The 26000-nt window shown below is 66.0% G+C and carries 23 protein-coding genes; 6 read left to right on the plus strand and 17 right to left on the minus strand.

Translation table 11 applies throughout. From position 1 onward, the window contains the following. Positions 1-16 precede the first annotated feature (16 nt). A complete protein-coding gene (locus ACW178_RS06560; protein ID WP_492024991.1) occupies positions 17-475 on the plus strand; it encodes a site-specific integrase in 459 nt (152 codons plus the stop codon). 241 nt (positions 476-716) lie between these two features. On the opposite strand, the gene ACW178_RS06565 is transcribed toward ACW178_RS06560, so the two are convergent. Then, positions 717-956: a hypothetical protein gene (locus ACW178_RS06565; protein WP_492024992.1), complete on the minus strand. Its 240-nt coding sequence runs from the start codon at positions 954-956 to the stop codon at positions 717-719. A gap of 129 nt (positions 957-1085) precedes the next feature. On the opposite strand from ACW178_RS06565, the gene ACW178_RS06570 reads away from it, so the two are divergent. Next, positions 1086-2251 (plus strand): IS3 family transposase gene (locus tag ACW178_RS06570; RefSeq protein ID WP_191559183.1). Its coding sequence is split into 2 segments (ribosomal slippage): positions 1086-1344 and positions 1344-2251, totalling 1167 coding nucleotides; the frame shifts between segments, so codons are not numbered across the junction. Here the strand turns inward: ACW178_RS06570 and ACW178_RS06575 are convergent. Both ACW178_RS06575 and ACW178_RS06580 read right to left on the minus strand, forming a co-directional pair. Next, positions 2184-3296, minus strand: coding sequence for a TonB-dependent receptor plug domain-containing protein (locus tag ACW178_RS06575; protein ID WP_492024993.1), 1113 nt, complete (start codon positions 3294-3296; stop codon positions 2184-2186). The genes ACW178_RS06570 and ACW178_RS06575 overlap by 68 nt on opposite strands. A gap of 237 nt (positions 3297-3533) precedes the next feature. Further along, complete coding sequence (locus tag ACW178_RS06580; protein WP_492024994.1) at positions 3534-5165, minus strand: family 43 glycosylhydrolase; 1632 nt, start codon at positions 5163-5165, stop codon at positions 3534-3536. A gap of 149 nt (positions 5166-5314) precedes the next feature. On the opposite strand from ACW178_RS06580, the gene ACW178_RS06585 reads away from it, so the two are divergent. After that, positions 5315-5590 (plus strand): hypothetical protein, encoded by a 276-nt coding sequence (locus ACW178_RS06585; RefSeq protein ID WP_152949690.1) that lies wholly within the window; start codon positions 5315-5317, stop codon positions 5588-5590. A 10-nt stretch (positions 5591-5600) separates the two neighbouring features. Here ACW178_RS06585 and ACW178_RS06590 read toward each other — a convergent pair whose 3' ends face one another. The 9 genes from ACW178_RS06590 to ACW178_RS06630 form a co-directional block, all read right to left on the minus strand. Then, on the minus strand, positions 5601-5744 hold the full coding sequence (locus ACW178_RS06590) for a hypothetical protein (RefSeq protein ID WP_152949691.1): 144 nt from the start codon (positions 5742-5744) through the stop codon (positions 5601-5603). A gap of 51 nt (positions 5745-5795) precedes the next feature. Then, positions 5796-6773 carry an NAD-dependent epimerase/dehydratase family protein gene (locus ACW178_RS06595; RefSeq protein ID WP_054764983.1) on the minus strand — a complete coding sequence of 326 codons (978 nt, stop codon included), beginning with the start codon at positions 6771-6773 and terminating at the stop codon, positions 5796-5798. After that, positions 6770-8092: a UDP-glucose dehydrogenase family protein gene (locus tag ACW178_RS06600; RefSeq protein ID WP_191555288.1), complete on the minus strand. Its 1323-nt coding sequence runs from the start codon at positions 8090-8092 to the stop codon at positions 6770-6772. Before ACW178_RS06600 ends, ACW178_RS06595 begins: the two co-directional genes overlap by 4 nt. Positions 8093-8185: 93 nt before the next feature. Next, the gene (locus tag ACW178_RS06605) at positions 8186-9238 is read right to left on the minus strand and encodes a LacI family DNA-binding transcriptional regulator (RefSeq protein ID WP_191555289.1); all 1053 of its coding nucleotides are present in this window, start codon (positions 9236-9238) and stop codon (positions 8186-8188) included. Between the two features lie 65 nt (positions 9239-9303). Then, positions 9304-10854: a tryptophan halogenase family protein gene (locus ACW178_RS06610; protein ID WP_492024995.1), complete on the minus strand. Its 1551-nt coding sequence runs from the start codon at positions 10852-10854 to the stop codon at positions 9304-9306. 8 nt (positions 10855-10862) lie between these two features. Further along, positions 10863-12392: a tryptophan halogenase family protein gene (locus ACW178_RS06615; RefSeq protein ID WP_492024996.1), complete on the minus strand. Its 1530-nt coding sequence runs from the start codon at positions 12390-12392 to the stop codon at positions 10863-10865. Positions 12393-12463: 71 nt separating this feature from the next. Beyond that, a complete protein-coding gene (locus ACW178_RS06620) occupies positions 12464-15631 on the minus strand; it encodes a TonB-dependent receptor (RefSeq protein WP_287104418.1) in 3168 nt (1055 codons plus the stop codon). A gap of 48 nt (positions 15632-15679) precedes the next feature. Next, on the minus strand, positions 15680-17926 hold the full coding sequence (locus ACW178_RS06625; RefSeq protein ID WP_191558531.1) for a beta-glucosidase: 2247 nt from the start codon (positions 17924-17926) through the stop codon (positions 15680-15682). Between the two features lie 425 nt (positions 17927-18351). Beyond that, positions 18352-19143 carry a PhoH family protein gene (locus ACW178_RS06630; protein ID WP_152949696.1) on the minus strand — a complete coding sequence of 264 codons (792 nt, stop codon included), beginning with the start codon at positions 19141-19143 and terminating at the stop codon, positions 18352-18354. A gap of 312 nt (positions 19144-19455) precedes the next feature. On the opposite strand from ACW178_RS06630, the gene ACW178_RS06635 reads away from it, so the two are divergent. Next, positions 19456-19983, plus strand: a complete 528-nt coding sequence (locus ACW178_RS06635; RefSeq protein ID WP_054764989.1) for a gamma carbonic anhydrase family protein — start codon at positions 19456-19458, stop codon at positions 19981-19983. A gap of 20 nt (positions 19984-20003) precedes the next feature. Here ACW178_RS06635 and ACW178_RS06640 read toward each other — a convergent pair whose 3' ends face one another. From ACW178_RS06640 to tipF, 4 genes are all read right to left on the minus strand, one after another. After that, positions 20004-20942: a bifunctional riboflavin kinase/FAD synthetase gene (locus ACW178_RS06640; RefSeq protein WP_287105523.1), complete on the minus strand. Its 939-nt coding sequence runs from the start codon at positions 20940-20942 to the stop codon at positions 20004-20006. Continuing rightward, positions 20942-21403, minus strand: coding sequence for a MaoC family dehydratase (locus tag ACW178_RS06645; protein ID WP_054764991.1), 462 nt, complete (start codon positions 21401-21403; stop codon positions 20942-20944). Before ACW178_RS06645 ends, ACW178_RS06640 begins: the two co-directional genes overlap by 1 nt. Before the next feature lie 39 nt (positions 21404-21442). Continuing rightward, positions 21443-22312 (minus strand): TIGR01459 family HAD-type hydrolase, encoded by an 870-nt coding sequence (locus ACW178_RS06650; RefSeq protein ID WP_287105520.1) that lies wholly within the window; start codon positions 22310-22312, stop codon positions 21443-21445. Between the two features lie 79 nt (positions 22313-22391). Beyond that, positions 22392-23666 (minus strand): flagella assembly cyclic-di-GMP phosphodiesterase TipF, encoded by a 1275-nt coding sequence (gene tipF / locus ACW178_RS06655; protein ID WP_287105518.1) that lies wholly within the window; start codon positions 23664-23666, stop codon positions 22392-22394. 108 nt (positions 23667-23774) lie between these two features. Here tipF and ACW178_RS06660 point away from each other — a divergent pair, with 108 nt between their 5' ends. Then, on the plus strand, positions 23775-24545 hold the full coding sequence (locus ACW178_RS06660) for an SDR family NAD(P)-dependent oxidoreductase (protein ID WP_152949702.1): 771 nt from the start codon (positions 23775-23777) through the stop codon (positions 24543-24545). Further along, the gene (locus ACW178_RS06665) at positions 24535-25518 is read left to right on the plus strand and encodes a lysophospholipid acyltransferase family protein (RefSeq protein WP_054764995.1); all 984 of its coding nucleotides are present in this window, start codon (positions 24535-24537) and stop codon (positions 25516-25518) included. Before ACW178_RS06660 ends, ACW178_RS06665 begins: the two co-directional genes overlap by 11 nt. Here the strand turns inward: ACW178_RS06665 and ACW178_RS06670 are convergent. Beyond that, the gene (locus ACW178_RS06670; RefSeq protein WP_054764996.1) at positions 25461-25970 is read right to left on the minus strand and encodes a response regulator; all 510 of its coding nucleotides are present in this window, start codon (positions 25968-25970) and stop codon (positions 25461-25463) included. The genes ACW178_RS06665 and ACW178_RS06670 overlap by 58 nt on opposite strands. Between the last annotated feature and the right edge of the window lie 30 nt (positions 25971-26000).

Here is a 26000-nt window from a genome sequence, read left to right on the forward strand (position 1 = left end):
ACATTCCGCTTGGGTCATGCGCTTCGCAGAGAACGAAGAACGGGGCCAAAAGGTTAAGACGGAGGGGAGCGAGCGGCGCGTCCCCATCCACTCCGATCTAATCGCCCTGGGCTTCCTCAAGGTGGTGGCGGCCGCCAAGGCAGAGCGCCGTGCGCGCATCTTCCATAAGATCAACCCGACAGCGGAGGGCGAACTTATGGGCAACTGGTCCAAGTGGTTCAGCCGCTACCTCCGTAAGGTTTGCGGCGTCGCCGATGACCGCGTTGTGTTCCATTCTTTCCGCCATAGCTTCAAGCATTACGCCCGCGCCTGTCGTCTGGATAAGGCGGTCAATGACGCCATTACCGGGCATGAGACTGGTGAGACGGGCGACGATTACGGCCCTGCATATCCTCTTCACCCGCTGGTCGAAGGCATGGCCCGCTACCGGGTGCCGGGCTTCACCCTGCCGCCCCCGCCCGCTTCCCTGAGATAGTCAAGAAGGCCGGAAAGCGGGGCGCTGGGGCGGTGGTTTGGACCCGGCCGGGTGATCGCTCGTCAGGGGTGGCGAGGCCCCTCAGCGCAGCTGTAGTCCATTGGCCGGGTGGGACGATATTTGAGACAGATGCGCCCCGTGAATGTGCCATGCAGGAAGGCGGCGGCGGGTGTTTTCTGCCCCCCTAGGGTATCAAATCAGATTTGCCATTTTCTTCCCCTTTCTTAAGAAAGAAAGGAGGTCAGTATGAACCGAGCAACAACTGCTCCAGTATGTCGGACCGAAGCCGGTTCTTCCCCACCCTGATCGCCGGATACCGCCCGGCCTCAATCGTGTAGCGTTTGTCTCCCACGACGACGCATTCATCGGCGAACACCACCTCAACCGTTGCCGATCTCAGGCCCTCAACACGGCCCCGCATCGCCTGCCAGCGCTGCTTGATAGTGGAGAAAGTATCTTTCGGCTTCGTGCGCCCTGTCATCCCGGCGTCGCTCAGGGCCTTATCAATAGCTGTCCGCTGAGAAGCGGATAGCAACTTGTAAAGCGCGTGAGGCGCCCCCTTCCTGATCCCTCGTTTTGAGTGAGAGTCCGTTTCATCAAGGAGACGGACGTGAAGAAGAGCAGGTTCAACGAAGCGCAGATCATAGGCGTGCTGCGCGAGCAGGAGGCCGGAAGCCCGACGGCGGAGGTATGCCGAAGGCACGGGATCAGCGAGCAGACCTTCTATCGGTGGAAGGCGAAGTACAGCGGCATGAGCGTGTCGGACGCCACGAAGCTGAAGGCGCTGGAAGACGAGAACCGGCGGCTGAAGAAGCTGCTGGCGGAGTCGATGCTGGACGTGTCGGCGCTGAAGGATCTTCTGGGAAAAAACTGATCGGGCCTGCAGCGCGCAGAGCGGCCGTGCTTCGTCTGATGGCGGAGCGCGGCTTCTCCCAGAAGCGCGCCTGCGGGCTGGTTCAGATCGATCCGAAGACGGTGCGTCGCGAGCCTGAACAGGGCGATGTGGAGGTGCGCGAGCGCCTGCGCAGCCTGGCGGCTGAGCGCCGCCGGTTCGGCTACCGGCGCTTGGGCATTCTGTTGCAACGGGAGGGCCTCAGCATGAACAAGAAGCGGCTGTTCCGGCTCTATCGGGAGGAAGGCTTGGCGGTGCGACGGCGACGGGGCCGCAAGCGGGCCACCGGAACCCGTGCGCCCATGGCCCTGCCGGACGGCCCAAACCAGCGCTGGTCGCTGGACTTCGTGGCCGACAGTCTGTCGTGGGGCCGACGCTTCCGCATCCTGTGCATCGTGGACGACTTCACGCGCGAGGCCCTGGCTCTGGTGGTCGACACCTCGATCGGCGGCTCACGCATGGCGCGCGAGTTGGACCGGCTGATCGCCCGACGCGGGCGTCCGGCCATGATCGTCAGCGACAACGGGACCGAGATGACCAGCCGGGCCATCCTGGAATGGACCAACCGCACCGGCGTGGCCTGGCATTACATCGCGCCGGGCAAGCCGCAGCAGAATGGCTTCGTCGAAAGCTTCAACGGCAGGCTCCGCGACGAGTGTCTGAACGAGGAGGTCTTCGCCACCCTGGCCGAGGCCCGCGCCGTCATCGAGCGCTGGCGCATCGACTACAACCACGTCAGGCCGCACTCGGCGCACGGGGGACTGACCCCGGAGGCGGTGCGCCTGAACCCCGCGGCCGTTCGGCTGCGCAACTTGATCAGCTCCGCCGCACGGCCGCTCCCGTCGGCGAAGCAGATCGGCTATCAACCCCCTGGACTCTCATAATGATCGAGGGACCAGAGGGGGGCGCCTCAACCCCTAGGCGATCCTGATCCACCTCCCGGTGATTCAGGGTGGCCAGGGCCGGGATGCGAACCAGAGAGCCGCGGTTCCCCGTTCCGTTGATCAGGGCATAGGCGGCCGGGTTCGAGCCGATCAGATAGTTGCGCGCTTCGGGATTGGTGACGCGCGGCAGGGCCGAGTTGGGCGTGCCGATCGGCAGGGCGAAGCCTTGAGGATCCCCTGCGGCGTTGGCGCCGGCGTTGTTGAACGTCGCGCCGCGATAGGCGTAGTCCATCGAGCCCACCTGACGGGCGTAGCTGTCGATGACCTGTTTACGCTCATTGTAGGCGACCGAGCCCAAGAGGCCGAACTCGCCGATCTTGCTGGTCCAGCGGTCAGACGCCAACAGGGCCACGCGCGGGCTGTGGTTGCCGCCGTTCTCGTAATAGGCGTCCTGAAGCGTCAGGGCGAGACGGCGTTCGGTGAAGTCGAACGGGCGGCCCGAGATCAGGTCGACGGTCGCGCCCAGCGAGCCTTCGTCCGTCTGGGCGTCTGCGGACTTCTGGACCTTAAGGGAGTTGAACAGCTCGGAGGCGAAGGTGTTGAACTGGAAGCCGCGGTCGCGCCGCAGGGCTCCGTCGGCGCTGCTGGCGCCGGAAGTGGACAGGGTCTCCAGCCCGTTCAGCCGAACCCGGGTGAAGTCGCCGCCAAGGCCGCGGACAGAGATCGAATTGCCCTCGCCGTTTTCGCGGTCGATCGAGACGCCGGGAATCCGCTGAAGCGACTCCGCCAGGTTGGCGTCGGGGAAGTCGGCGATGTCTTCGGCGTTGATGACGTCGACGATGGTGTTCGACCGACGCTTTTCGTTCAGGGCGCTGGCGAGAGAGGCGCGGATCCCGGTGACGACGATCTCATCGACGGTCGTAGCCTCCTGATCATCGGCCTGTTGAGCCTGGGCCCAAGTGGGCGCCGCCAGCAGCAGGGCGCCGATCAGAAGCGCCGCCGGGGACGCCGCCGCGCGCAGTTGTCCTGTGGTTTGGTTGTGCATCCGTTCCCTCCGTTGCTGTCGCGCTCCGACCTCTGGCGGGCCGGATGCCGACATCCTCTGTCCCCCTCTTGATGAGGGGATCGTCTTGAATTCGCCCCCCCGCCTTTGCGAGACAGGACAATGTCACCGGTGTCATATGGCGAAAATGTGGCGAGCGCCAGGGCAAAAATCAGCGTTTGATTGGAATGGGCCGAAAAGGACGGGGCGATCCCCGCCCATCGACGCCGCCCGGGCGGCTTAGGCGCCGAGCGCGCGGAAGCGGAAATTCCTGAACCGCGCTTCACCCTCTCCGGCGGCGTAGAGGCCCGGACGCAACATCATGAAGCCGCCCCTAACATTCTGATTATAGCCGGAAACTTCCATGCCTCTATCGAACCGCCGCCAGGTCACGCCGTCGCCGGAGGTGTCGAAATAGAGGTTCTGATAGGCGTTGGTCAGGCGGATGAACATGCGCCGTCCGTGGGGATTGGCCGGGCGGCCGCGCTCGATTCCGTATTGGTGGGTGACATAGCGCTGAGCGTCGAACCCCAGACCGGCGTAAAGGGCGCGATCGTAGAACAAAATCAGCCCCGCCACCGCGCCGGGGTCGATCTCGATTTCGCATTCAATTTCATAAGCTTGCTCGCCTTGGACGAAGGTCAGGGGCGAGCAGTCCGCCGGCGCCCTGCCTTTAGCGCGCATATGAAGCACGCCGCTGTCTCGCCGCAGACGGTCCTTTTCGTTCGGCTGCGGATCATAGAAGCTCCATTGAAGGCCGAACTTGTCGGTTGAGAAATCGTCCGACAGGGCCATGCCGTGGGGTACGGCCTGCCCGCCGCGCGGCTTGGCGATCGGCTGCGACAGATCGCCGCCCCTGGCGCGGAACCAGCCGTCGTCGGTCCATTCGATCGGATCCAGCAGGGTCTGGCGGCCCAGGCTCCAATAGGCGTTCTCATAGCCGTGGTAGACCATCCACCAGTCGCCGGCCGAACCTTCGACCAGGGTGGCGTGACCGCGCGACCACCATTTTTCAGCGCCGGAACGGGTGCGGACGATCGGATTGTGCGGGCAGTCCTCCCACGGGCCATGGATGGACCGGGAACGGGCGGCGATGACCATATGCCCCGTCGGCGGCCCCGCCGTGCCGCCGATGGCGGTGATCATGTAAAAATAGTCGCCGCGCTTCAGAAGTTTGGGGCCTTCCTGGGCGAAGCCTTCGACGATCCAGTCCTCGGGATAGCGCCAGGGGTCATAGACGCCCTCCTCCACCGGACCATCGACCGCCAGGCCGTCGTCGGTCAGCCGGACCCGGTCGCCGCCGTTCAGGAACAGATAGCGTTTGCCGTCCTCGCCGACGATATGGCCGGGGTCGATATGGGCGGGCAGCTTCAGGTCGATCGGCGCGCTCCAGGGCCCTTCGATCCGATCGGCCCAGATGACGTAGTTCGACCGGTACTCCGGGAAGCGGGCGGGGATGTAGCAGTAGAATCGCCCCTGGTGCTTGATCAGTTCGGGCGCCCAGACCGAGCCGATATTGGTGGTGAGGGCCGCAGTGACGGGTCGCCAGTTCACCAGGTCGCGCGAATGCCAGATATGGATGCCCGGCACGGATTCGAACGACGAAAAGGTCATGTAATAGTCGTCGCCGTCCTTCAGGATCGACGGGTCCGGGTGGTCGCCGGACAGGATCGGGTTCAGGAACGTCCCGTCGCCCAGATCCGCCATCCGCTGGTTTTCGATCCCGCGACGCCATTTCATGTTCGCCCATTCGCGGCCGAGCGGCGCGGCCTCTTCCAGCGTCTGGGCCAGGACGCTCCGGATCGGCAGGGCGGAGGCGGCGACCCCGCCCAGAAGGCCGGTCAGTGCGGTGCGACGGTCGATGAACCTCATGGGCGTTTCCCTTGTCCCAGTTTTGCGGACAGCTTGTCAGGTTTGCTACCGGTGTCAATTTGCGACCGGAGCCCGACGCCCTGACACGATGCAGGAACCGGGCAGGCAGGGGTCGGTTACCTCCTGGTCCCATTGGATGGAGGTTCGACATGAACAAGGAACAAGAGGCCGAGGCGGCCCTGCCGCCGGGCGTGGCGCGCGGGCGGTCGCTGAACACCCCGTCCGAGGCGCTGCAGGAACGGGCCGGCGGCGTCGGTCCGGGCGGCCAGATCGGCCCTGATCCCAATACGCTGGCGGTTCAGAAGACGCCGCACGACCAGCGCCCCGAAGGCGACCTGCCCCAGGGGCCGATCAGCGGCGATCCCAGCACGCCCGTCCCGACCACCGCCAAGGACGAGGCTGTAGATGATCTGAACGAGGGCTGAGCACGCCCGCCTAGATCGGCGGCTGGGTTCGCAGGAAGGCTGTGGCGCCGACGCCGAAGTAGAGCAGGCCGAAGATCAGGGCCAGGACGAGGAGCAGGATGGCGACGCCGCGCTTGCTCTTCAGGATCGGGGGTTTGGGGGCGCGTCTGGGCATGGGCTGAAAACCGCCTTCAGCGCCGTCCGTTCCGGCCTCAGCCCTCGATCTTCAGCCGTTTTCATACCCGCGCCACCAGGCGGCGAACTTCTCAAGCCCCTCTTTCAGAGGCACCTTTGGCCGATAGCCGATCAGGGCGTTCAGCTTGGAGACGTCCGCATAGGTGGCGGTGACGTCGCCTGGCTGCATGGGGCGCATGATCTTTTCGGCCTCGGCGCCGAGCGCCGCTTCGAGGGTGGAGATCATCTCCATCAGGCCGACCGGCTGGCTGTCGCCGATATTGTAGACCTCATGACCGCCCAGTGCAGGCGGATGGTCCAAGACCCCGACGATCCCGTCCACGATGTCGTCGATATAGGTGAAGTCGCGGGCCATGCGGCCCTCGCCATAGACTTCGATCGGTTCGCCGCGCGCGATCTTCCGCGTGAAGCTGAAATAGGCCATGTCCGGCCGGCCCCAGGGGCCATAGACGGTGAAGAAGCGCAGACCCGACTGGGGAAAGCCGTACAGTTTGGCGTAGCTCTGGCTCAGCAGTTCGCAGGATCGTTTGGTGGCGGCGTACAAGGAGACCGGCGTCACGGTCGGATCGTCCTCGCGAAAGCCGGAGCCCTCCAGCGGCCGATCGCCATAGACCGAGCTGGACGAGGCGTAGACCAGGTGCTGGACCGCGTTGTGACGCGCCGCCTCCAAGATCGACAGATGTCCCGCCAGGTTCGACCGCTCGTAGGCGAAGGGGTTCTCCAGCGAATAGCGAACTCCCGCCTGGGCGGCGAGATGGACGATCCGCTTGATCCCCTGATCCCGCACCAGGGCCAGCACCTGCTCATGTTCGGCGATGTCGGCCCGAACCAGGCGAAAGCCCTCGCGGGCCTGCAGCCGCGCCGCGCGGGCCTCTTTCAGCGCCGGGTCGTAATAGGTGTTGAAGTTGTCGATCCCCACAACCGTCTCGCCGCGCGCCAGCAATCGCTCGGCCGTGTGCATGCCGATGAAGCCGGCGGCGCCGGTGACGAGGATCGGCCCTTCGCTCATCCTCGTCCGATCCCGGAATATTTGAACCCACGCCGCGCCATGTCGTCGGGACGATAGATGTTTCTCAGATCAATCAGCACCGGCTGTTTCATCAGCAGCTTGATCCGGTCCAGGTCCAAAGCGCGGAACCGGTCCCATTCGGTCACGATCACGGCGACGTCGCAGCCCTCGACGGCGTCATAGGCGTTGGCCTTCATCTTCACGTCCGGCAGCAGCTTGGCCGCCTCGTGCATGCCTTCGGGGTCGAAGGCCTGGACCTGGGCCCCGGCGGCGATCAGCGCCTGGGCGATGTCCAGACTGGGGGCGTCGCGCATGTCGTCAGTGTTGGGCTTGAAGGTCAGACCCAGCAGAGCCACCGTCTTGCCCGCCACGGCGGCGCCCAGGGTGGTTTCGACCCGTCCGGCCATGGCCTTCTTGCGCGCGTCATTGACCTCGACCGTGGTCTCGATCAGCCGCACCGGTGATTCATATTGCTGGGCCGTGCGGACCAGGGCCAGGGTGTCCTTGGGGAAGCAGGAGCCGCCGTAGCCGGGGCCGGCGTGCAGGAATTTCGACCCGATCCGCTTGTCCAGACCGATGCCGCGCGCGACCTGCTGCACGTCGGCGCCCACCGCCTCGCACAGGTCCGCCATCTCGTTGATGAAGGTGATCTTCATCGCCAGGAAGGCGTTGGCGGCGTATTTGATCAGTTCGGACGTGCGCCGGCCGACGAAGAGCAGCGGACTCTCGTTCAGGTTCAGCGGACGGTACAGTTCGCTCATCACCGCCTTGGCGCGGGCGCCGGCCTCGCCCTCGATGTCGTTGACGCCGATCACCACCCGGTCGGGGCGTTTGAAGTCGCCGATGGCGGCGCCCTCGCGCAGGAACTCGGGATTGGAGACCACGACGAAGTCCGCGTTCGGATTGGCCTTGCGGATCACCGCCTCGACCTCGTCGCCGGTGCCGACCGGGACGGTGGACTTGGTGACGATCACGGTGAAGCCGTCGATCAGGCCGGCGATTTCCTCAGCCGCCGCATAGACGTAGGACAGGTCCGCATGGCCGTCGCCGCGGCGGGTCGGGGTGCCCACGGCGATGAAGACCGCGTCGGCCCGGCGGATCGCCTCGGCCCCGTCCAGGGTGAAGAACAGCCGACCTTCCTTGACGTTGGCGGCCACCAGATCATCCAGCCCCGGCTCGAAGATCGGAATCTCACCGCGTTCCAGACGCTCGATCTTGGAGGGATCCTTGTCGATACAGGTCACGACGTGGCCGAAATCGGCGAAACAGGCCCCAGACACCAGGCCGACATAGCCGGTGCCGATCATCGCGACGCGCATCCTAACATCCTCAAACGAACAGGAGAGACGGCCCTATATCATGCGATCCGGGCGCTGCTGGACTTATTAAGGCCTCTGCGAAAAGACTGTCGCCTAGCGTGAGCCGCCAGACCGGGGCGGGGCGGTCGAGCCGCGAGGTGCAAAGCCGAAGGCCACCCTGCTTTGCGACGGCAGGTCCGTTTCCCCCGCCTTGAACCGGATCAGCAGGTCGGCGGCGACCGCGCTCATCTCGGCGACCGGCTGGATCACCGCCGTCATGTCGGCGAACCGCGCCAGGGGCGTGTTGTCGAAACTGACGACCGACAGATCCGACGGCGTGGAAAGACCGCGCCGCTGGGCGGTGCGGATCGCCGCCAGGGCCATCCGGTCATTGCTGCAGACGACGGCCGTCGGCGGCGACGGCAGATCGAGCAGGGCGTCCACAGCGGCGACACCCGACTCATAGGAGAAGTCGCCGCGTCCGATCAGGGTCTCGTCCAGCCCATGGGGCGAGGCGATCATGGCGGCGCGATAGCCGGACAGGCGGGCGTCGCTGACTGCGTATTGCGGGCTGCCGGTGACGAAGCCGACGCGCCTATGGCCGAGGGACAGAAGATGATCCGTCGCGTGGGCGGCGGCCTCGGCGTCGTCCATCGATACGGCGAAACCGTCGCCCTCGGCGATCGACGCGATCCGCGCAAAGGGCAGGCCCAACTGGCTGAGCAGGCCGGTGATGGCCGGGTTTTCGCTGTGCGGCGGGGTCAGGATGACCCCGTCAGGGTGAAGAGCGGCGAGGGCGGCGCGCACGGCGCGATCCACATGGTCGGAATGGGTGTCGACCAGTTCGAAGATCATCCGATAGCCGTGGGACTCGCACTTCAGCATGCCGCCCATCAGCATCTGATCGACCCAGTCGGTGCCCTCGCCGGACTTCCAGCCCTCGATGGTCCGGTCCCGGTCGTTCAGGGCCATCAGCAGATAGGAGCGTGAGCCCCCCATCCGTCGGGCCGCCAGACTGGGCACATAGCCCAGCTTGGCCACGGCGGCGCGCACCCGCTCCTGCACCACGGGCCGCACGTTCGGTTCGTTGTTGATGACGCGCGACACTGTCTGCAGCGAAACGCCCGCCTCGGCGGCGACGTGTTTGATGGTGACGGCGCGGCGCAAACTCTGGTCCCTTTTCCCCTACGTCATTGTGTCAGCCTTGGCCGCGCCAAGGCAAGGGTGCGACATCAGGCGGGTACGACGGCGGGGACGACCGGGGCCAGGTCGACCGGCGGGGCGGGACAGTTGTCTTGGAGAAACTGTTGATGTGACGGCAGGTCGGCGACGAAGGCGTTCAGAATGTCGGCGGCCCGGTCCATCTCGGCGGTCAGGCCGGTGAAGTCGATCCGGTCCACCAGCGGCGGATAGGACCGGGGCCTCACCCCCATGCCGTCCATCACCGCGTACCAGCTGACATTGCGGAACAGGGGGTCCAGCGCCTCGACCAGGCTGCCGTTGGCGCGGAAGACGCCCAGCTTGTGCTGCAACCCCTCGGGCAGGACCATGTCCCGGCATTTCCGCCAGAAGGGCGTGTCGTCCCGCCGCGTCAGGGCATAGTGCAGGATGATGAAGTCGCGGATCTCCTCATAGTCCACCGTCATCCGCCGATTGTATTCGGCCGCCAGCTTCGGATCGCAGTCCAGGTCCGGCATCAGCCGGAAGAAGAAGTCCATGCCGCGATAGATCAGATGGATGGCCGTCGATTCCAGCGGCTCGATGAAGCCGCTGGCCAGACCCAGGGACAGGACGTTCCTGTCCCAGATCTTCTGCCGCACCCCGGTCTTGAACGGCACCACCATCGGATTGACCACGGGCCGGCCCTCGACCTGGGCCAGCAGGCGCGCCGTCGCCTCGTCGTCGGACATGTAGCGGCTGCAGAAGACATGGCCGTTGCCGGTTCGATGCTGCAGCGGGATGCGCCAGCGCCAGCCGCAGTCCTGCGCCTGGGCCAATGTATAGGGTTTGGGCGCCCCGACATTCTCGGTCTGTACGGCGATGGCCCGGTCGCACATCAGCCATTCGGACCAGTCCGTATAGCCGACGCCCAGGGTCTTGCCGATCAGCAGGGCGCGGAAGCCGGTGCAGTCGATGAAGAAGTCCGCCTCGACCGTCTGGCCCGATTTCAGTTTCACGCCGGTGACGAAGCCGTCGGGCCGCGTCATCACCTCCTCGACGATGCCTTCGGTCCGCTTCACCCCCCGCGCTTCGGCGAAGTCGCGCAGATAGCGGGCCACCCGCTTCGCATCCACATGGACGGCGTAGGAGGCCCCGCCGATAGGGCTGCGCTGGGCTTTGAACGGCAGCATGAACCTTTCGTGGGCCGCCATCCGCGCCGCAGAGGCGAAGTCCATCAGCGGGCGCTGATAGCCGTTCATCCGCGCCTTCAGCCAGACGGGATAGAAGTCGCTGACGTCCACCGGCACGCCGATGGCGCCGAACGGGTGGAAATAGCTTTCGCCCTTCTCGGTCCAGTCGTCGAACTGGATGCCCAGTTTGAAACTGGCCTGGGTCTGTTGGATGAAGTCCTGCTCGTTGATCCCCAGCTTCTTCAGCATTTCCAGGAAGGGGGGCACGGTGGATTCGCCGACCCCGATCGTGCCGATGTCGTCGGACTCGACCAACTCGACCTCGGCCATCCGGCCCTTGAAATGCTCGGCCATCAGGGCGGCGGCGATCCAGCCGGCGGTCCCGCCGCCGACGATGCAGATCTTCTTCAGGGGGCGGCGGGGCTGATCCATTTCGGGTCTCATGCGGCGGAGGCGGCGGGATCGAGCCCCGCCAGGAATTGGGCGTGATCGGGGGTCCGAGCGACGAAGTCGGCGATATTGGTCCGCATCTCGGCCAGGCTGCGCGCCAGATAGGCCGGGTCCATGGCGTCGACGGCGGGGTCGTAATCGTCGGGATACAGGCCGAAGCCGTCATAGATGGCCAGCCAGCTGGCCGGGTGAAACATCTCCCAGCGATAGCGGACGAACTGACCCCGCGCGGTCCACAGGGCGAGCTTGCGCTCCAGCGTCTCGGGGACGGCCATCTCGCGGCAGTCGCGCCAGAAGCCGGTGTCGCTCCGCCGGTTCAGCTTGTAGTGCAGGATGATGAAGTCCCGCACCCGCTCCATCTCCCGCGCGGTCTGGTCGTTGAACTCGTCCAGGATCGGCTGGGCGAAGCGGCGGTCGGGGAACAGGGCCTTCAGTCGCTCGATGCCCGTCTCGATCAGGGCGATACTGGTGCTCTCCAGCGGCTCCAGGAAGCCGGACGACAGGCCGATGGCGACGCAGTTCTTGGCCCAGGCCTGCGACCGCCGGCCGGGGCGGAAGGGAATACGCCGCGGCTCCGTCAGCGGATCGCCCAGCAGATGGGGCATCAGCTCGGCCAGGGCCTTATCGTCGCTCAGATGGGCGCTGGAAAACACCAGGCCGTTGCCGGCCCTGTGGCGGAGCGGAATCCCCCACTGCCATCCGGCTGATCGGGCGGTGACGCGGGTGAAGGGGGCAGGGGCGTCGCCGGGGCGGTTGGCGCTCTGCACCGCATAGGCGGCGTCGCACGGCAGCCAGCGGCCCCAGTCCTCGAACCCGACGCCCAGGGCCTCGCCGATCACCAGCCCCTTGAAGCCCGAGCAATCGACGAACAGATCGCCTTCGACCTCGCGCCCGTCGTCCAGGGTCAGGGCGCGCACGAAACCGTCCTCGGGCCGCAGTTCGACCGAGCGGATGCGGGCGTCGATCCGGGCGCAGCCCCCGGCCTCGGCATAGGCGCGCAGATGTTGGGCGAACAGGCCGGCGTCCAGATGAAGCGCCCAGTCGAACACCGACAGCTGGGACGGCGGATTGGGCGAGGGCTGGATGAACTTGCCCCCGGCGGCCAGGGACGCGCCCAAGGAATAGGCCGCCAGCGGCGCGGGGTCGCCCGCGCGCTTCTGCTTCAGCCAGTAATGATGAAAACCGATCCCCTTCACGTCCTGCCCGTACAGGCCGAAGGGATGGATGAAGTCCGAGCCCGGCCCGGACCAGTCGATGAAACGAATACCCAGTTTGCAGGTCGCCTGGGTGGCGCGCATCACGTCGTCGTCGCGCAGACCCAGCTGCCCATAGAACCGACGGATGGTGGGAATGGTCGCCTCGCCCACGCCGATCGTGCCGATGTCGGAGGACTCGACCACGGTGATCTTCAGCGGTGTGCTGCGGAAATGCTGGACCAGGGCCGCAGCCGTCATCCAGCCGGCGGTGCCGCCGCCGACAATGACGACGGAACGGATGCGAGGATCGTCGATCTCATCCATGGCCTGATCCCAATACGCGAAAAAAGAGGCCGGCGACACGAATGCCGCCGGCCAGTCTGCTCAGGAAGAGATCAGAAGCGAGCGCGCACGCCGATGGTGTAGCGCGGCTCGAACTCGTTGCGCGCCTGGAACTGCTGCGCGCCGTCCTTGAACTCGAGGTAGTATTCCTCAATCTCGCCCAGGACGTTCGAACCGTTGGCGTAGACCGTGACCATGTCATTGACGTCATAGGTCACGTTGACGTCCACGTATTGCGACGTGTCCTGGTAGATCGGGATGAACACCTGCTTCCCGTCGAGGGTTGTGCCCATGGTGCCGTTCAAGCGAGGCGTCCGATAGTTCCAGGCGACCCGAGCCTGAAGCTTTTCACCCTGATACCACACGGCAGCGTTCAGTGAGTGTTCGGAGTTGTCCGGGAACGGCAGGTTGCTGCCGTCGAGGGCCAGATCGTTCGATGTACTGTCGGAGTAGGTGTAGCTGCCGTCGAAACCGAAGTCTGACCAGATCGGCGTGTCGATGAAGTCGGACAAGCCGATCTTGGCCCCCAGTTCCACGCCCTGAAGCTGCCCGCCTTCACCCTGAACCGGGCGGTTGACGTCCACCAGACGACGGATGACGCCGTCTCCGTCGGCATAGGATCCGCTTTGCGGGACCGTACGACGCGTGACGAAGCTCTCGATGTCCAGGCGGAAGATCGCGGCGTTAAACATCGTCGCGGGCCCGTAGTAATATTCCAGGGCGAGGTCATAGTTTGTGGACCGCCAGGGATTCAACTCCACCGTTCCGCCCAGGGTCGCGCCCGTGACGCGGCGCACGCCGACGGGAGGACGGGTGGGATCGGGGACTTCGCCCGGTTGCAGTTCGGGCGTATCAGCCGTCGAAATCGTCACGCCTCCGCCGTAGTTGCCAAGATCCAACGGGATCATGGTCTTGGCGTAGGCGGCACGCAGCTTCAGCTTGTCGGTGAAATCATAAGTCAGGTTCGCCGTCGGCAGCCAGTCGTCGTAGCTGCGGCTGGAGATGCTGTCGCCGACGTCGTTGTTGGTGTCGCCATAGGCGCGGGTTTCGCCGGTCAGGTTCTGACGCGCCCGCAGTTCCGTCCGGACATAGCGGACACCGACATCCCCGTGGAGCTGCCCGAACTCGATGGCGCCGTTCAGATAGGCGCTGTCTTCGTAGAGATCGACGTCATAGGAGTTGCCGGGAATAATCACGTCGTAGGCGTTGCCGAACACCCGTTCCTGGAAGGCGCGGGGATCGTCGAAGTCGCGCGGATCCGCCACCCACACGCCCGGAATGCCCGAGGTGACCGAACCGAAGTCGGTCAGGAAGTAGGTGTTGTTATTCTCACGCAGCAGCGTCGGCCGGTTGACCGTATAGCCCTGGAAGCAGGTCGGGGCGTTGGCGACCACGCCGTTGGAGCAGGAGCTCGGCGTCGCAGCCACCGGAAGCGCGGCGTTGAAGCCGGGGTTTGAGACGAACTCGCCGGACCGGCATTGCGTCTGGTCCATGACCACATCGATGGCCTTCCACTGGGCGGAGCAGCCCGCCGGATTGCCGGCGCCTTGTCCGGCGTAGAAGTCCGAGAACAGGTGGAAGCTGGTGATCGACACTTCGCGGGCGCTGTGGCGGACGCCGGCGTCGACACGGGTCAGGAAGCCGAAGGCCGGCGCCTCCTGGAACTCGTAAGACCCATCGAACCGAACGACGGTCAGGTCGGAGCTGTTGCGCTGGTTGCCTTCAGAGGAATAGGCGCCGACCGTATAGGAGTCCAGGTTCGCCATATATTGGCTGAGCGGCACATTGCCGAGGCCGCCCACGATGTTGTTCTCAAAGCCGCTCCAAGCCAGCTTCGAGCCGCCGGTGTCGATGTGCAGTTGAGGGTCGGCCCCATAGCCGAACGGGTTGGGGCTGATGTAGCGACCGCCCTGGCTGCCGACGACGTTGTTGGAATAGCGCGACGACGGGTACATGGCTGCGATGGAGGCCGGGTAGAAGGTGCCGCGGGTGCGGTCGGCCGCTTGGCGGAATAGGGTGAAGGCGCGGTCCGATCCGTATTCCCAGTTGGACAGGTCGCCTTGGACCTGACCGTTCATGCTGAGCAGCGAGGCTTCGGCCTTGATCGCCCGCGCATTGAAGGTGAAGGGACCGCCCTTGTCGTAGTCCAGCTCCAGGTTGAAGTTCTTGGACTCATTGTTGGTGACGCGGTTGACGGTGAAGGAGTTCACCCACCAAGCGTCGACGTCGTATTCCTCGACATCCAACCAACCCAGGCCGGTGTCGGTCGATTCGGTCGGGGTCAGCCAGCCCAGGCCGCTCCAGCGGTTGGAGACGTTCAGGCCTGCGGCGCGGTTATACTCATCCTGCTTGGTGTAGAAGGCTTCGGCCGTCAGGCGAATGCCGTCTTCGATGTCGAGTTGGAATGCGGCATTCAGACCGACCCGTTCCCGCTCGACCACGCGGTTGAACATTTCATAGCCGTGGGGCGCGAACCAGGCGTTGCCCGAGCCGCCCCAGTCGTTGCTGCCGAACAGGCTGCCGGCTGAACCGGCGTAGTTATTGCCCAGGTTCGAATTGCTGAGCACGCCCGAGACCATGACGCCCATTCGATCACCGCGCCAGTTCAGCAGGCCGTTGATCAGATAGTCGTCCTGGCGGGTCCGTTCGCCCGTCTGGTATTCGGCGGCGCCGGTGACGGTCGTGCCGTAGCTGAAGTCCATCGGACGACGGGTGCGCAGATCGATGGTGCCGGAAATGCCCGACAGGGCGTTCGACACGTCCTGCGACTTGAACACGACGATCGAGCTCATCAGTTGCGACGGCACGTCGTTCAGGTTCGGCTGGGCGCCGCCCAGGTTGCCGGGGCTCAGATACTGTTCCCCGTTCAGCAGGGTCACGACTTGCGGCAAGCCGCGAATGTTGACGGTCGAGCCTTCGCCGGCGGAGCGTCGGATCTGGATGCCCGCGATGCGTTGCAGGGCGTCGGCGACGGTGACGTCGGGCAGTTTGCCGATGTCTTCGGCCGAGATCGCATCGACAAGGGCGGTTTCATTGCGCTTGACGTTGATCGACTGGGTCTGCGACGCGCGGATGCCGGTCACGACGATTTCGCCGACCTCGGTCGGTTCCTGCGTCGCCGCCGGTTCAGCGGTCTGGGCCCCCGTTTGGGCGTAGGCCGGCGCGACCAGCGCCGAACTCGCCAGCAAGGCCGCAACCATGGGTCTTTTGTGGATTCTCATCTCTTTCTCCCTCCTCGGTGGCGCCGCGTTTTGTTGTGCGGCATTGGTTCAAGGTTTGATGGTCGACCCTGAAAGCGTGGCGGTCGCGCTCAACCCCGGCTCAGCGGCGTCACGGGCGACGGTGATGCGGTAATCGCCCGGCGTGATGCGCCAGCCGGGCAGGGCGGTGTCGTATTCGGCCAGGATGCGCGGCTCGGCCGTCAGGGTGACGCGACGGGTCTCGCCCGGCGCCAGGTTCACCCGCGCAAAGGCGGCCAGACGGCGGGGCCGATCGCCCGAAGCGACATAGAGTTGCGCAACCTCGGCGCCGGCCCGCGCGCCGGTATTGGTCACATCGACGCTGACGCTGAGCTGGTCTGCGCTGGACGCCGCCAGGTTGGAATAGGCGAAGCTTGTGTAGCTGAGGCCGTATCCGAACGGGAACAGGGGCGTCTTGCCTTCGCGTTCGTACCAGCGGTAACCGACGTCCGAGCCTTCGGCATAGTCCACCGCGAAACCCTGGATTTCGCCGGCCTGGGGTGCGCCGGGATTGGCGGCGGCTGCGGCCTCGGCGCTCTTCAGCGCCTCCAGGCCCGGCGGCGTCGGGCGCGGCGCCTGGTCCGCCGAGGCGGGGAAGGTGATCGGCAGACGGCCCGACGGATTGACCTCGCCGAACAGGATGCGGGCGATCGCCTCGCCGCCGCGCTGGCCGGGATACCAGGCCTGGATCACAGCCGGGGTCTTCTCCAGCCAGGGCATCAGCACCGGCCCGCCGGTCTCCAGCACCACCACGGTCTTGTTGTTGGCGGCCGCGACCGCCGCGATCAGTCCGTCCTGATCGTCGGGCAGGGACAGGCTCTCGACGTCCTGGGCCTCGGTGGTCCACTGGGTGGCGAAGACCACGGCGATGTCGGCGGCGCGCGCCGCAGCCGCAGCGGCCGCCGGATCCTTGCCGTCGACATAGGTCACGGTCGCCTCCGGGGCGATCGCCCGGATGGCGTTCAGCGGCGACGACGCATGCCAGGTGATCCGCGCGAACGAGGCCGCGGCCCCCGAGGTCAGCGGGATCTCCACCGGCGCCCCGCCCACCGACCGCACCTGGGAGGATCCGCCGCCCGACAGGACGCCCACGTCGGCATGGCCGCCGATCAGCACGATCCGCTTCGCCGTCCTGGCCAGGGGCAGGACCCCGCCCTCGTTCTTCAGCAGCACGATCCCGGCTTCGGCCGCGCGCTGGGCCACCTCGGCGTTCCGGGCGTAGTCGATCGGCTGTTCGGTCGTCACCACGGGCGCGTCCAGCACCCCGGCCCGGATCAGGCCGACCAGCAGGCGGCGCACCATGTCGTCCAGCCGCGCCTCGGGAATCCGTCCGGCCTCCAGGGCCTCGCGGAACGGCGCGTCGAAATAGAGGGCCCGGTCCAGCTCCTGGCCCGAGGCCTGGTCCAGGCCCGCCAGCGCGGCCTTCTCGGTCGAATGGACCGCGCCCCAGTCCGACATGACCCAGCCGTCATAGGCCCAGTCGCGCTTCAGAACCTGGTTCAGCAGGACGTCGTTCTCGCAGGCCCAGTCGCCGTTGACCTTGTTGTAGGCGCACATGACCGAGCCGGGATTTCCCCGCTCGATGGCGATCTGGAAGGCCAAGAGGTCGCTTTCGCGCAGGGACGCCTCGTCCAGCCGCGCATCCATGATCATCCGCCCGGTCTCTTGCGCGTTGAAGGCGAAATGCTTGATAGTCGAAACGATCCTGTTCGACTGGACGCCGCGGATATGCTCCCCGGCCATGACCCCGGCCAGCAGAGGATCCTCGCCCAGATATTCGAAATTCCGTCCGGCCCACGGATCGCGCGTCAGGTTCACCCCGCCGGCCAGCAGGATGTTGAACCGCTTGGCCCTCGCCTCCGAGCCGATCATGGCCCCGCCGGCGTAGGCGATCTCGGGATCGAAGGTGGCGGCGGTCGCCAGGCTGGAGGGCAGGGCGGTGGCGACGTCGCCCTTGCGCTGCTCGACCTGGTTGGCGACGCCCAGGCTGGCGTCGCTTTCGCGCAGATTGGGTATGCCCAGGCGGGGAATTCCCGGGATGTGGCCGGCCGAGGGAATCATGTCGGCGACTGGGGCGCCCGGCGTCCGCGCCGCCATGGGCGGGAAATAGCCGTGGATCAGCTGAAGCTTTTCGTCCTGCGTCATTCGCGCCAGCAGGGCGTCGGCGCGCGATTGGGCGGCGGCCGTCTCCGTCTGGGGCGCAGACTGCGCCGGCTGCGCGAGTGCGCCGGCGGGCGTCACGCCCACGGCGAAGGCCAGGGCGAGACGGCTGATCATCAAGGACTTGGAAAACTTCAAGAGACGCCCCGAACCGATTGCGCGACGGCGACCGCCGTCAGGACAAGAGTTGGGATGCGCCGCACAGGATCGATGATGGCGGCGGGCAGCCGACAGCATCGCCTGCTGTCGCAGGCCTTTCGATCCTGTTTGCGGATAGCGTCTTCGACGCCGAGGTTCGACGACCTGGAGAGGCCGTCAACTTTCCGCTCCCTGTGCGGAGACTCTTCGGCCCCTCGCATGAACAGGTAAGCATGGATTGAGAGCGTTCACAACACGAAACGGCCATGATCGAACGTGGTTATGACACCCCCAGTTCACATGTCGTTTCAGGGCCCTTCTGCGGATGGGGCGACGGGCGCGCAAAAAGAGAGGGCCGGCGCACTGGGACGCCGGCCCTCCCTCTACTCAGACCCGCAGGGCGTTCAGAGCACCCCGATCATCGAGGCCACCAGCGGGTGGCGGACGATGTCGCGTTCGGCCAGACGCACCACGGCGATGTTGTCGACCGCCTCCAGCCTGGCGGAAATATCCGCCAAGCCGGACACGCCGGGCAGCAGGTCCGACTGGTGGGGGTCGCCCGTGACCACCATGGTCGAATGCCAGCCGAGGCGCGTCAGCAGCATCTTCAGCTGCACATAGGTGCAGTTCTGGGCCTCATCGACGACGATGAAGGCGTTGTTCAGGGTGCGGCCGCGCATATAGCCGATGGGGGCGATTTCGATCAGGCCCTCGGCCATCAGGGCCTTGACCCGTTTCATCGACAGCCGGTCCGACAGGGCGTCGTAGAGCGGGCGCAGATAGGGGGCCAGCTTGTCCTCCATGTCGCCCGGCAGGAAGCCGATCGATTCGCCGGCCTCGACGGCGGGGCGGCTCAGGACGATGCGGCCGACCTTGCCGGCCTCAAGCGCCTCGACCGCCTTGGCGACGGCGAGATAGGTCTTGCCGGTCCCTGCCGGTCCCAGGGCCATGACCAGATTGTGCGCGTCGATGGCCGCCATCAGTTCGTGCTGGCCGTCCGACTTAGGCTTCAGCGTCTTCAGATAGCCTTGGTCCCGGTCGTCATTGTTGGGATAGGGCGACCAGCCTGACCGTTCGTTGTGGGGGGCGTGCAGGCGCCGCACCTTTGATTCCTCCATGAACTCTCGCGAATCCAGGAGTCCGTTTTCACGGGACTGACGCTTCATTGCCGCACGCTTGGTCATGGACGCCTCCAGGGCATGAAAAAAGGCGGACCCACACGGGTTCCGCCTTGGCTGGTCTTGGGGAGGAAGGGGTCGCGGCCTGCGCTGCGGCGACCACCGGGATCAACGGCCGGGCCGTCCAAAACGGGCTGAACCCGTTCCCGAACAACCGAACCAGGATCCCAACGCGCCAAGCGAAAGCCCCGACAATTGACCGGATCGGGCTTGATCCGGCTTCGGATCCGGGGCCGAAATGGCGACCCTCGAATCGCATCAACAGTTAGATGCTATCGTGGTTAGAAATCTGTTAAAGCCCTCAATTTTCGAAGATTAGGCGGCATTCTGATGACCATTTACGCATTAGGCGACAGCAAACCTCAGTTTCCGCCGCAGGGCGAATACTGGGTGGCGCCGAACGCATCCGTGATTGGAAACGTGATTCTGCACGCCAACGCCAGCGTCTGGTTCGGGGCGGTGCTGCGTGGCGACAATGAGCCGATCAGCGTGGGACCCGACAGCAACATTCAGGACGGCAGCGTGCTGCACACCGACATGGGCTCGCCCCTGACCCTGGGCCGGGGCGTCACCGTCGGCCACCAGGCCATGCTGCACGGCTGCGAGATCGGTGATTACAGCCTGATCGGGATTGGGGCAGTGGTGCTGAACGGGGTGAAGATCGGCCGCAACTGCATCATCGGCGCCAACGCCCTGCTGACCGAGGGCAAGATCATCCCCGACAACAGCCTGGTGGTGGGCCAGCCGGGCAAGGTGGTGCGCGAACGCGATCCCGACCAGATCGCCGTGTTGCAGATGTCGGCCGAACACTATGTCCAGAACTGGAAGCGATTTGCGGCGGAGTTGCGCCCGCTCTGACCGGGTCGATTGGGCGGCGATCAGGAAGCCAGGACTGTCCGCGCCGCCGCCGCATCGGCGTCGATCTGGGCCTTCAAGGCCTCCAACCCGTCGAAGCTTTCCTCGCCGCGCAGCCAGGCGACCAGTTCCGTCTCGATGATCTGGCCGTACAGGTCGCCGTCGAAGTCGAACAGCCAGACCTCCAGCAGCGGGCTCTCCAGCGCATACATGGGCCGCAGGCCCAGGCTGGCGACGCCGTCCACCACCCGACCATCGGCCAGACGGCTGCGCGTCGCATAGACGCCGTAGGCCGGCCGCATATAGTCGCCCAGAGCAATATTGGCGGTCGGCACGCCGATGGTGCGGCCGCGCTTGTCGCCGTGGATCACCTCGCCCTGGATGGCGAAGGGGCGGCCCAGTATGGCGGCGGCCCGGTCCATGTCCCCGGCCTTCAGGGCCTCGCGCACGGCGCTGGACGACAGTTTCAGCCCGTCGGCGTCGTCCAGGCGTTCGGCCACCGAGACCGTGAAGCCCAGCCGCTCGCCATAGGCCCGCAGCGCCTCGGGCGAGCCGGACCGCCCCTTGCCGAAGGTGAAGTCGAAGCCGACGGCGGCGTGTCGCACGCCCAGACCCTGGGCCAACACCTGTTCGGCGAAGTCGGCGTCGCTCATGCCCGCCATCTCGCCGTCGAACGGCAGCAGATAAAGGATGTCGACCCCCAGGGGCGCCAGAGCCCGCGCCATTTGGTCGGCGGTCATCAGGCGAAAGGGCGCGGCCTCGGGCTGGAACCAGCGGCGCGGATGGGGATCGAAACTGACCACGCCCAGCGGGGCGCCCAGCCGTTCGGCGGCGGCCCTGGCCCCTGCAATGACCGCCTGGTGCCCGCGATGCACGCCGTCGAAGGCGCCGACCGCGACCGCCGCGCCCCTCAGGGCGTCCGGCAGGTCGCGCCAGTCGCGCCAAATACGCGTACTCCGCATCAGCGCTGGGACGGTTTGCGCCGGCGCGGAACGCGAACCACGGCGATCCCGTCCATGATCATCGTCTCGCCGACGAAGCCTTCGCAGCTCAGCTTGACCCGTGCGCTCTCGGACTCGATCTCGATCACGGTGATCCGGATACGGACCACATCGTCGATCCGCACCGGCTGATGGAAGGCCAGGGTCTGGGAGATGTAGATCGACCCCGCCCCCGGCAGGATGGTGCCGACCACGGCCGAGCCGAAGGAGGCGCTGAGCAGGCCGTGGGCGATGCGACCGCGGTAGGCGGTCTTGGAGGCGAAGGCCTCGTCCAGATGCACGGGGTTGAAATCGTCGGACGCCTCGGCGAACAGCCGAATCCGGTCCTCCGTCGCCACGACGATTTTTTCGGCCGCCATGCCGATGTGAAGCTCGTCCAGGATGTAGCCGCCGGACGGATGTTGCTGAACCAATTCGACCATGGATCAGGCTTTAGCGGCGGTGCGACAAAATGGCGAGCCTTACCAGGCCAGTTCGAGCGCGGCGTAGCGCGCATATGTTGTTTCAGCCTTCAGAAGTTCGCCGGCGCGGGCGGGATCGAGGCTTCCGTTCTCGCCCCTGGCCTGGTCGCCGTGGATCCCTTGCGCGATGAACAGGCAGTCCAGGCCTTGCGCATTGGCCCCCATGACGTCGGTCACGACCCCGTCGCCGATGCACAGGACGCGCGACCGGTCCACGGGCCGTCCCAGCAGACGTTCCGCCTCTCTCAAGGCCAGGTCGTAGATGGGGCCGAAAGGCTTTCCGGCCATGACGACCCGGCCGCCCAAAGCCTCATAGAGGTCGGCCAAGGCCCCGCCGCAATAGATCAGCTGATCGCCGCGCTGGACCACCCGATCCGGATTGGCGCAGATCAGCTCCAGATCCCGCGCCGCGCCGACAGCCAGTCGTTCACGATAGTCCTCCGGCGTCTCGACCGTGTCATCGACCGGCCCGGTGACGGAGATGAAGGCGGCGTACTCGGCGCTGTCGGTCCGAGCCAGGTTCAGACCGGCGTACAGGGGAGCGTCGCGTTCGGGCCCGACGATCCACGCCGGGCCGGGGGCGCGCTTGGCCAGTTCGGCGCGGGTCGCGTCGCCCGAGGTGACGAAGGCCTTCCACGCCTCACGCGGCACGCCCAGCCCGTCCAACTGGGCGACGACATCCGAGGCCGGGCGCGGCGAGTTGGAGATCAGCACCACATGGCCGCCCTGGGCGTTGAACCGGGTCAGGGCCTCGCACGGACCCGCCCAGCTCTCTCGTCCATTGTGGATCACCCCCCAGACGTCGCACAGCAGGATGTCGTAGTCGCCAGCGACGGCTTGGAGATGGGGCAGGGCGTGGGGGAGGGTCATGGGCGCTGAGTAGCTGCTCCGACGGGCTGACGAAAGTGGCTGCTCCCCATGTCATGGGGAGCAGACAGATATGGGGCGATCAGCTGAACCGGCGCCGCTGCTCCGCCGTGCGCAGGGTAGAGCGCAGGAATTCGGCCGGAGGATCGGTCTCGGCCAGCACCTGTTCCTTGATGGCGCGGGGCTCGCCGAACAGATGGCCCTGGCCCATGGCGACGTCCAGTTCGAGGATATCGACGACCTGACGTTCCGCCTCGACCTTTTCAGCGATCACCTCGACGCCGTAGCGGCGGGTCAAGGCGGCGAAATCCGCCGCCTGAATGTCGGGCATGGAGCGCAAGGGCGCGCCGCCGTCCAGGTCCAGCAGCTGCTCGATCAGCAGATCGGCCGCCACCTTGATGAACTTCACGTCCGAACGCTGCAGATCGGCGAAGTCCAGGTCCAGGGTCTGGACCTTGTCCAGCGAAAAGCGGAAGCCCAGGTCCGCCAGCTTGGCCATGTTGCGAGCCTCGACCGCGCCGCGCGCGTCGAAGGTCGCCTGGCCCAGTTCGAAGATCAGGGCCTGGTTCAGGTCGCGGTTCTCGTTCAGGAAGTCCAGGAAGCGCGGGAAGAAGGTCTCATCGCCCAAGGAGGTCAGGGCGACGTTGCAGAAGACCCCAACCTTACGGTCCTGGCGCGACAGCCGGCGCACGATCTGGGCGCAGCGGAACAGCAGCAGATTGTCGATCGCCGGCACCAGGCCTTCGCCCTCCGCCAGGGACAGATACTCCGCCGGCATCATCACCCGGTCGCTGGCGTCGCGCAGGCGGGTGAAGCTCTCATAGAAGAGGGTGCGGCGTTGCGGCAGGGAGACGACGGGCTGAAGATACAGATCGACCCGCCCCTGGCTCAGCGCCTCGTGGATGGTCCGCAGCAGAACGTTGGACTGGGCCTGGCGGCGGCCTTCGAAGGTCTCGACGCCCAGACTGGGCGCGCTGGCCAGACGCTGGTCGATGCTGTCGCTCATCTGCTGGACCAGGGTCTCCAGCATCCGAACCTCGCCGGTCAGGGCGTCGGTGTCCGACAGGGCGCCGCTTTCAATGGCCTGGGCCAGTTCGGTCAGGGCGCCCTGCGTCGATTCCATCGCATCGGCCAGCAGCCGATGCGCCTCGCGCACCTGGTCGATTTCCTTCTTCAGAGCGCGGCGCGCCGCCATGCCGGTGACGATGCCGTGGAAGGCGCCCAACAGGCCCAGCGCCCCGATCGCCCCCGCCACGCCTGCGCCGGCGCCCAAACCCGCACGCCACAGGAAGGCCCCCACGGTCATGCCGAGGAACAGATAGGCGAAGTAGAGAAAGCCCGTGGTCAGGTTGCGCATCGGCTGGCGGTGGCCACTCCCGGATGGAATCGCCTGAGTATCAGGCTATCAATGGCGTTCGGCTAGAGCCGGGGTGCAAATAACCCGGCGAAACTCAAGGGAAACGCAATGGAACTGTTCGATCTCACCGGCAAGGTCGCCATCATCACCGGCTCATCGCGCGGCATCGGCAAGGCCATAGCCGAGCGTCTGGCCGAACACGGCGCCCGGGTCGTCATATCCTCGCGCAAGGCCGGGCCCTGCGATGAGGTCGCCGCCGAGATCAACGCAAAGTACGGAGACGGCCGCGCCATCGCGGTTCCGGCCAACATCGCCTCCAAGGAAGACCTGCAACGGCTGGTCGATGAAACCAACGCCGCCTTCGGCCGAATCGACATCCTGGTCTGCAACGCCGCGACCAACCCCTACGCCGGGCCGATGGCCGGGATCGCCGACGAGCAGTTCGAAAAGATCCTTCAGAACAACGTCATCTCCAACCATTGGCTGATCCAGATGGTCGCCCCACAGATGGTGGAGCGCGAGGACGGCGCCATCCTGGTGATCTCCTCGATCGGGGGCTTGCGCGGCAACGCCCTGATCGGCGCCTACAACATCTCCAAGGCGGCCGACATGCAGCTGGTGCGCAATCTCGCCGTGGAGTGGGGGCCGTCCAATGTGCGCGTCAACTGCATCGCGCCGGGCCTGGTCCAGACCGACTTCGCCAAATATCTGTGGGAGAATCCGGAGCTGCTGAAAACCGTCACCGAACCGGCGCCGCTGAAAAGGATCGGCCAGCCCGATGAAATCGCGGGCACAGCGGTCTATCTGTGCAGCCCTGCTTCGGCCTATGTGACCGGACAGACCCTGGTGGTGGACGGCGGATTGACGATTGCCTGGTGAAGACACGCGCGCAGACGGCCCAAGGGGCGGTCGCGCCACAGATTGGAAGCAGGACGTCATCTGGCGCCTGGAGGCCGTTGGCTTTCAAGCCCTGTTCGCCTTCCTGCGCCTTTTGGGGGTCGAGCGGGCCTCGGCCCTGGGGGGCTGGTTGCTGAGGACCCTGGGGCCGCTGACCGGCACGCAGAAGACGGTGATGCGAAATCTGCGCATCGCCTTTCCCGAGATGCCGCCGGATCGTCGCGAGGCCCTGGCGCGCGAACAGTGGGACCGCACGGGCCGCACCTTCGCCGAACTGGCGGTGATGGATCAGCTGACCCCGGCCGGAGGGCGGGTCGAGGTGGTGGGGATGGAGCGGCTGCACGCCCTGCGCGACAGCGGGCGCCCCGCAGTCCTGATCTCGGGCCATCTGGCCAATTTCGAAGTCATGGCGGCGGTCATCATGGCCTCGGGCGTGCCGTGCCAAGTCACCTATCGCGCCGCCAACAATCCCTATGTCGACGCCCAGATCCGCAAGAGCCGAGAGCGTTACGGCATCCGGCTGTTCGCGCCCAAGGGGGACGGGACGCGCGATCTGATGGCCGGGATGAAGCGGGGCGATTCCATCGCCCTGCTGGTCGACCAGAAATACAATCAGGGGCCGGAGGTCGAGTTTTTCGGTCAGCCCGTCAACGCCTCGCCGGGCGCGGCGCGGCTGGCCCTGAAGTTCGGAACCGTGATGCAGCCGCTGTCGGTGGTGCGGCTGCCTGGGGCGCGCTTTCGCGTGACCGCCCATGAGCCGATCACAGTGCGTGAAACCGAAGACAAGGCCGCCGCCGTCCTGGCCGGAATCCAGGCCGCCAACCGCTTCGTCGAAGACCGGGTGCGCGAAGTTCCCGAAGACTGGTTCTGGGTCCACAAACGGTGGCCCGACCGGGTTTACGCCGCGTTGGAAGCGGCCGCCCCGTCGGCGGAACGGCGGAACGGGCCGCAGTAGTCGTCGGCCTCGCGGCGACGGCGGCAGGGTCCGAAATAGGTGGCGGTCTTCACGAACGGACGGGGTCGGAAGATGACGGCGTTGATCCGGTCCAGAATGGCCTTGGCCGTGATCGGCTTGACCAGAAACTCGGTGACCCCGGCGTCGCGGGCGGCGTAGACGCGGTGCTTCTCGGCATGGCCGCTCATCATGATGATGGGCAGATAGATGTTGGCGCTGTCGGGGCGGTTCCGGACCCGCCGGGTGAACTCGACCCCGTCCATCGGGAACATGTTGTAATCGACCAGAGCCAGGTCGATGGGCTGACGGCGCAAAACCTCGAAGGCTTCCGCCCCGTCGCCGGCCTCATACACCCGGTGGATGTCGGCGGAATGCAGGACGGCCGCTGCGATGGTGCGCATGTGCTGATTGTCATCGACCAGCAGCACATTCAGCGATTGAAGATGCGGCATTCGGCCCCCCGCCTAGCACGAAGGCGCAAT

Source organism: Brevundimonas sp. AVps4 (assembly GCF_058681525.1).

What these genes read in the sequence shown, in the direction of transcription:
- ACW178_RS06620 (WP_287104418.1), bottom strand. Translation starts at nt 15,631, where the DNA reads ATGAGAATCCACAAAAGACCCATGGTTGCGGCCTTGCTGGCGAGTTCG.
- tipF (WP_287105518.1), bottom strand. Translation starts at nt 23,666, where the DNA reads ATGCGCAACCTGACCACGGGCTTTCTCTACTTCGCCTATCTGTTCCTC.
- ACW178_RS06585 (WP_152949690.1), top strand. Translation starts at nt 5,315, where the DNA reads ATGAACAAGGAACAAGAGGCCGAGGCGGCCCTGCCGCCGGGCGTGGCG.
- ACW178_RS06635 (WP_054764989.1), top strand. Translation starts at nt 19,456, where the DNA reads ATGACCATTTACGCATTAGGCGACAGCAAACCTCAGTTTCCGCCGCAG.
- ACW178_RS06590 (WP_152949691.1), bottom strand. Translation starts at nt 5,744, where the DNA reads ATGCCCAGACGCGCCCCCAAACCCCCGATCCTGAAGAGCAAGCGCGGC.
- ACW178_RS06645 (WP_054764991.1), bottom strand. Translation starts at nt 21,403, where the DNA reads ATGGTCGAATTGGTTCAGCAACATCCGTCCGGCGGCTACATCCTGGAC.
- ACW178_RS06565 (WP_492024992.1), bottom strand. Translation starts at nt 956, where the DNA reads ATGACAGGGCGCACGAAGCCGAAAGATACTTTCTCCACTATCAAGCAG.
- ACW178_RS06595 (WP_054764983.1), bottom strand. Translation starts at nt 6,773, where the DNA reads ATGAGCGAAGGGCCGATCCTCGTCACCGGCGCCGCCGGCTTCATCGGC.
- ACW178_RS06650 (WP_287105520.1), bottom strand. Translation starts at nt 22,312, where the DNA reads ATGACCCTCCCCCACGCCCTGCCCCATCTCCAAGCCGTCGCTGGCGAC.
- ACW178_RS06600 (WP_191555288.1), bottom strand. Translation starts at nt 8,092, where the DNA reads ATGCGCGTCGCGATGATCGGCACCGGCTATGTCGGCCTGGTGTCTGGG.
- ACW178_RS06670 (WP_054764996.1), bottom strand. Translation starts at nt 25,970, where the DNA reads ATGCCGCATCTTCAATCGCTGAATGTGCTGCTGGTCGATGACAATCAG.
- ACW178_RS06575 (WP_492024993.1), bottom strand. Translation starts at nt 3,296, where the DNA reads ATGCACAACCAAACCACAGGACAACTGCGCGCGGCGGCGTCCCCGGCG.
- ACW178_RS06660 (WP_152949702.1), top strand. Translation starts at nt 23,775, where the DNA reads ATGGAACTGTTCGATCTCACCGGCAAGGTCGCCATCATCACCGGCTCA.
- ACW178_RS06625 (WP_191558531.1), bottom strand. Translation starts at nt 17,926, where the DNA reads ATGATCAGCCGTCTCGCCCTGGCCTTCGCCGTGGGCGTGACGCCCGCC.
- ACW178_RS06580 (WP_492024994.1), bottom strand. Translation starts at nt 5,165, where the DNA reads ATGAGGTTCATCGACCGTCGCACCGCACTGACCGGCCTTCTGGGCGGG.
- ACW178_RS06615 (WP_492024996.1), bottom strand. Translation starts at nt 12,392, where the DNA reads ATGGATGAGATCGACGATCCTCGCATCCGTTCCGTCGTCATTGTCGGC.
- ACW178_RS06610 (WP_492024995.1), bottom strand. Translation starts at nt 10,854, where the DNA reads ATGGATCAGCCCCGCCGCCCCCTGAAGAAGATCTGCATCGTCGGCGGC.
- ACW178_RS06560 (WP_492024991.1), top strand. Translation starts at nt 17, where the DNA reads ATGCGCTTCGCAGAGAACGAAGAACGGGGCCAAAAGGTTAAGACGGAG.
- ACW178_RS06640 (WP_287105523.1), bottom strand. Translation starts at nt 20,942, where the DNA reads ATGCGGAGTACGCGTATTTGGCGCGACTGGCGCGACCTGCCGGACGCC.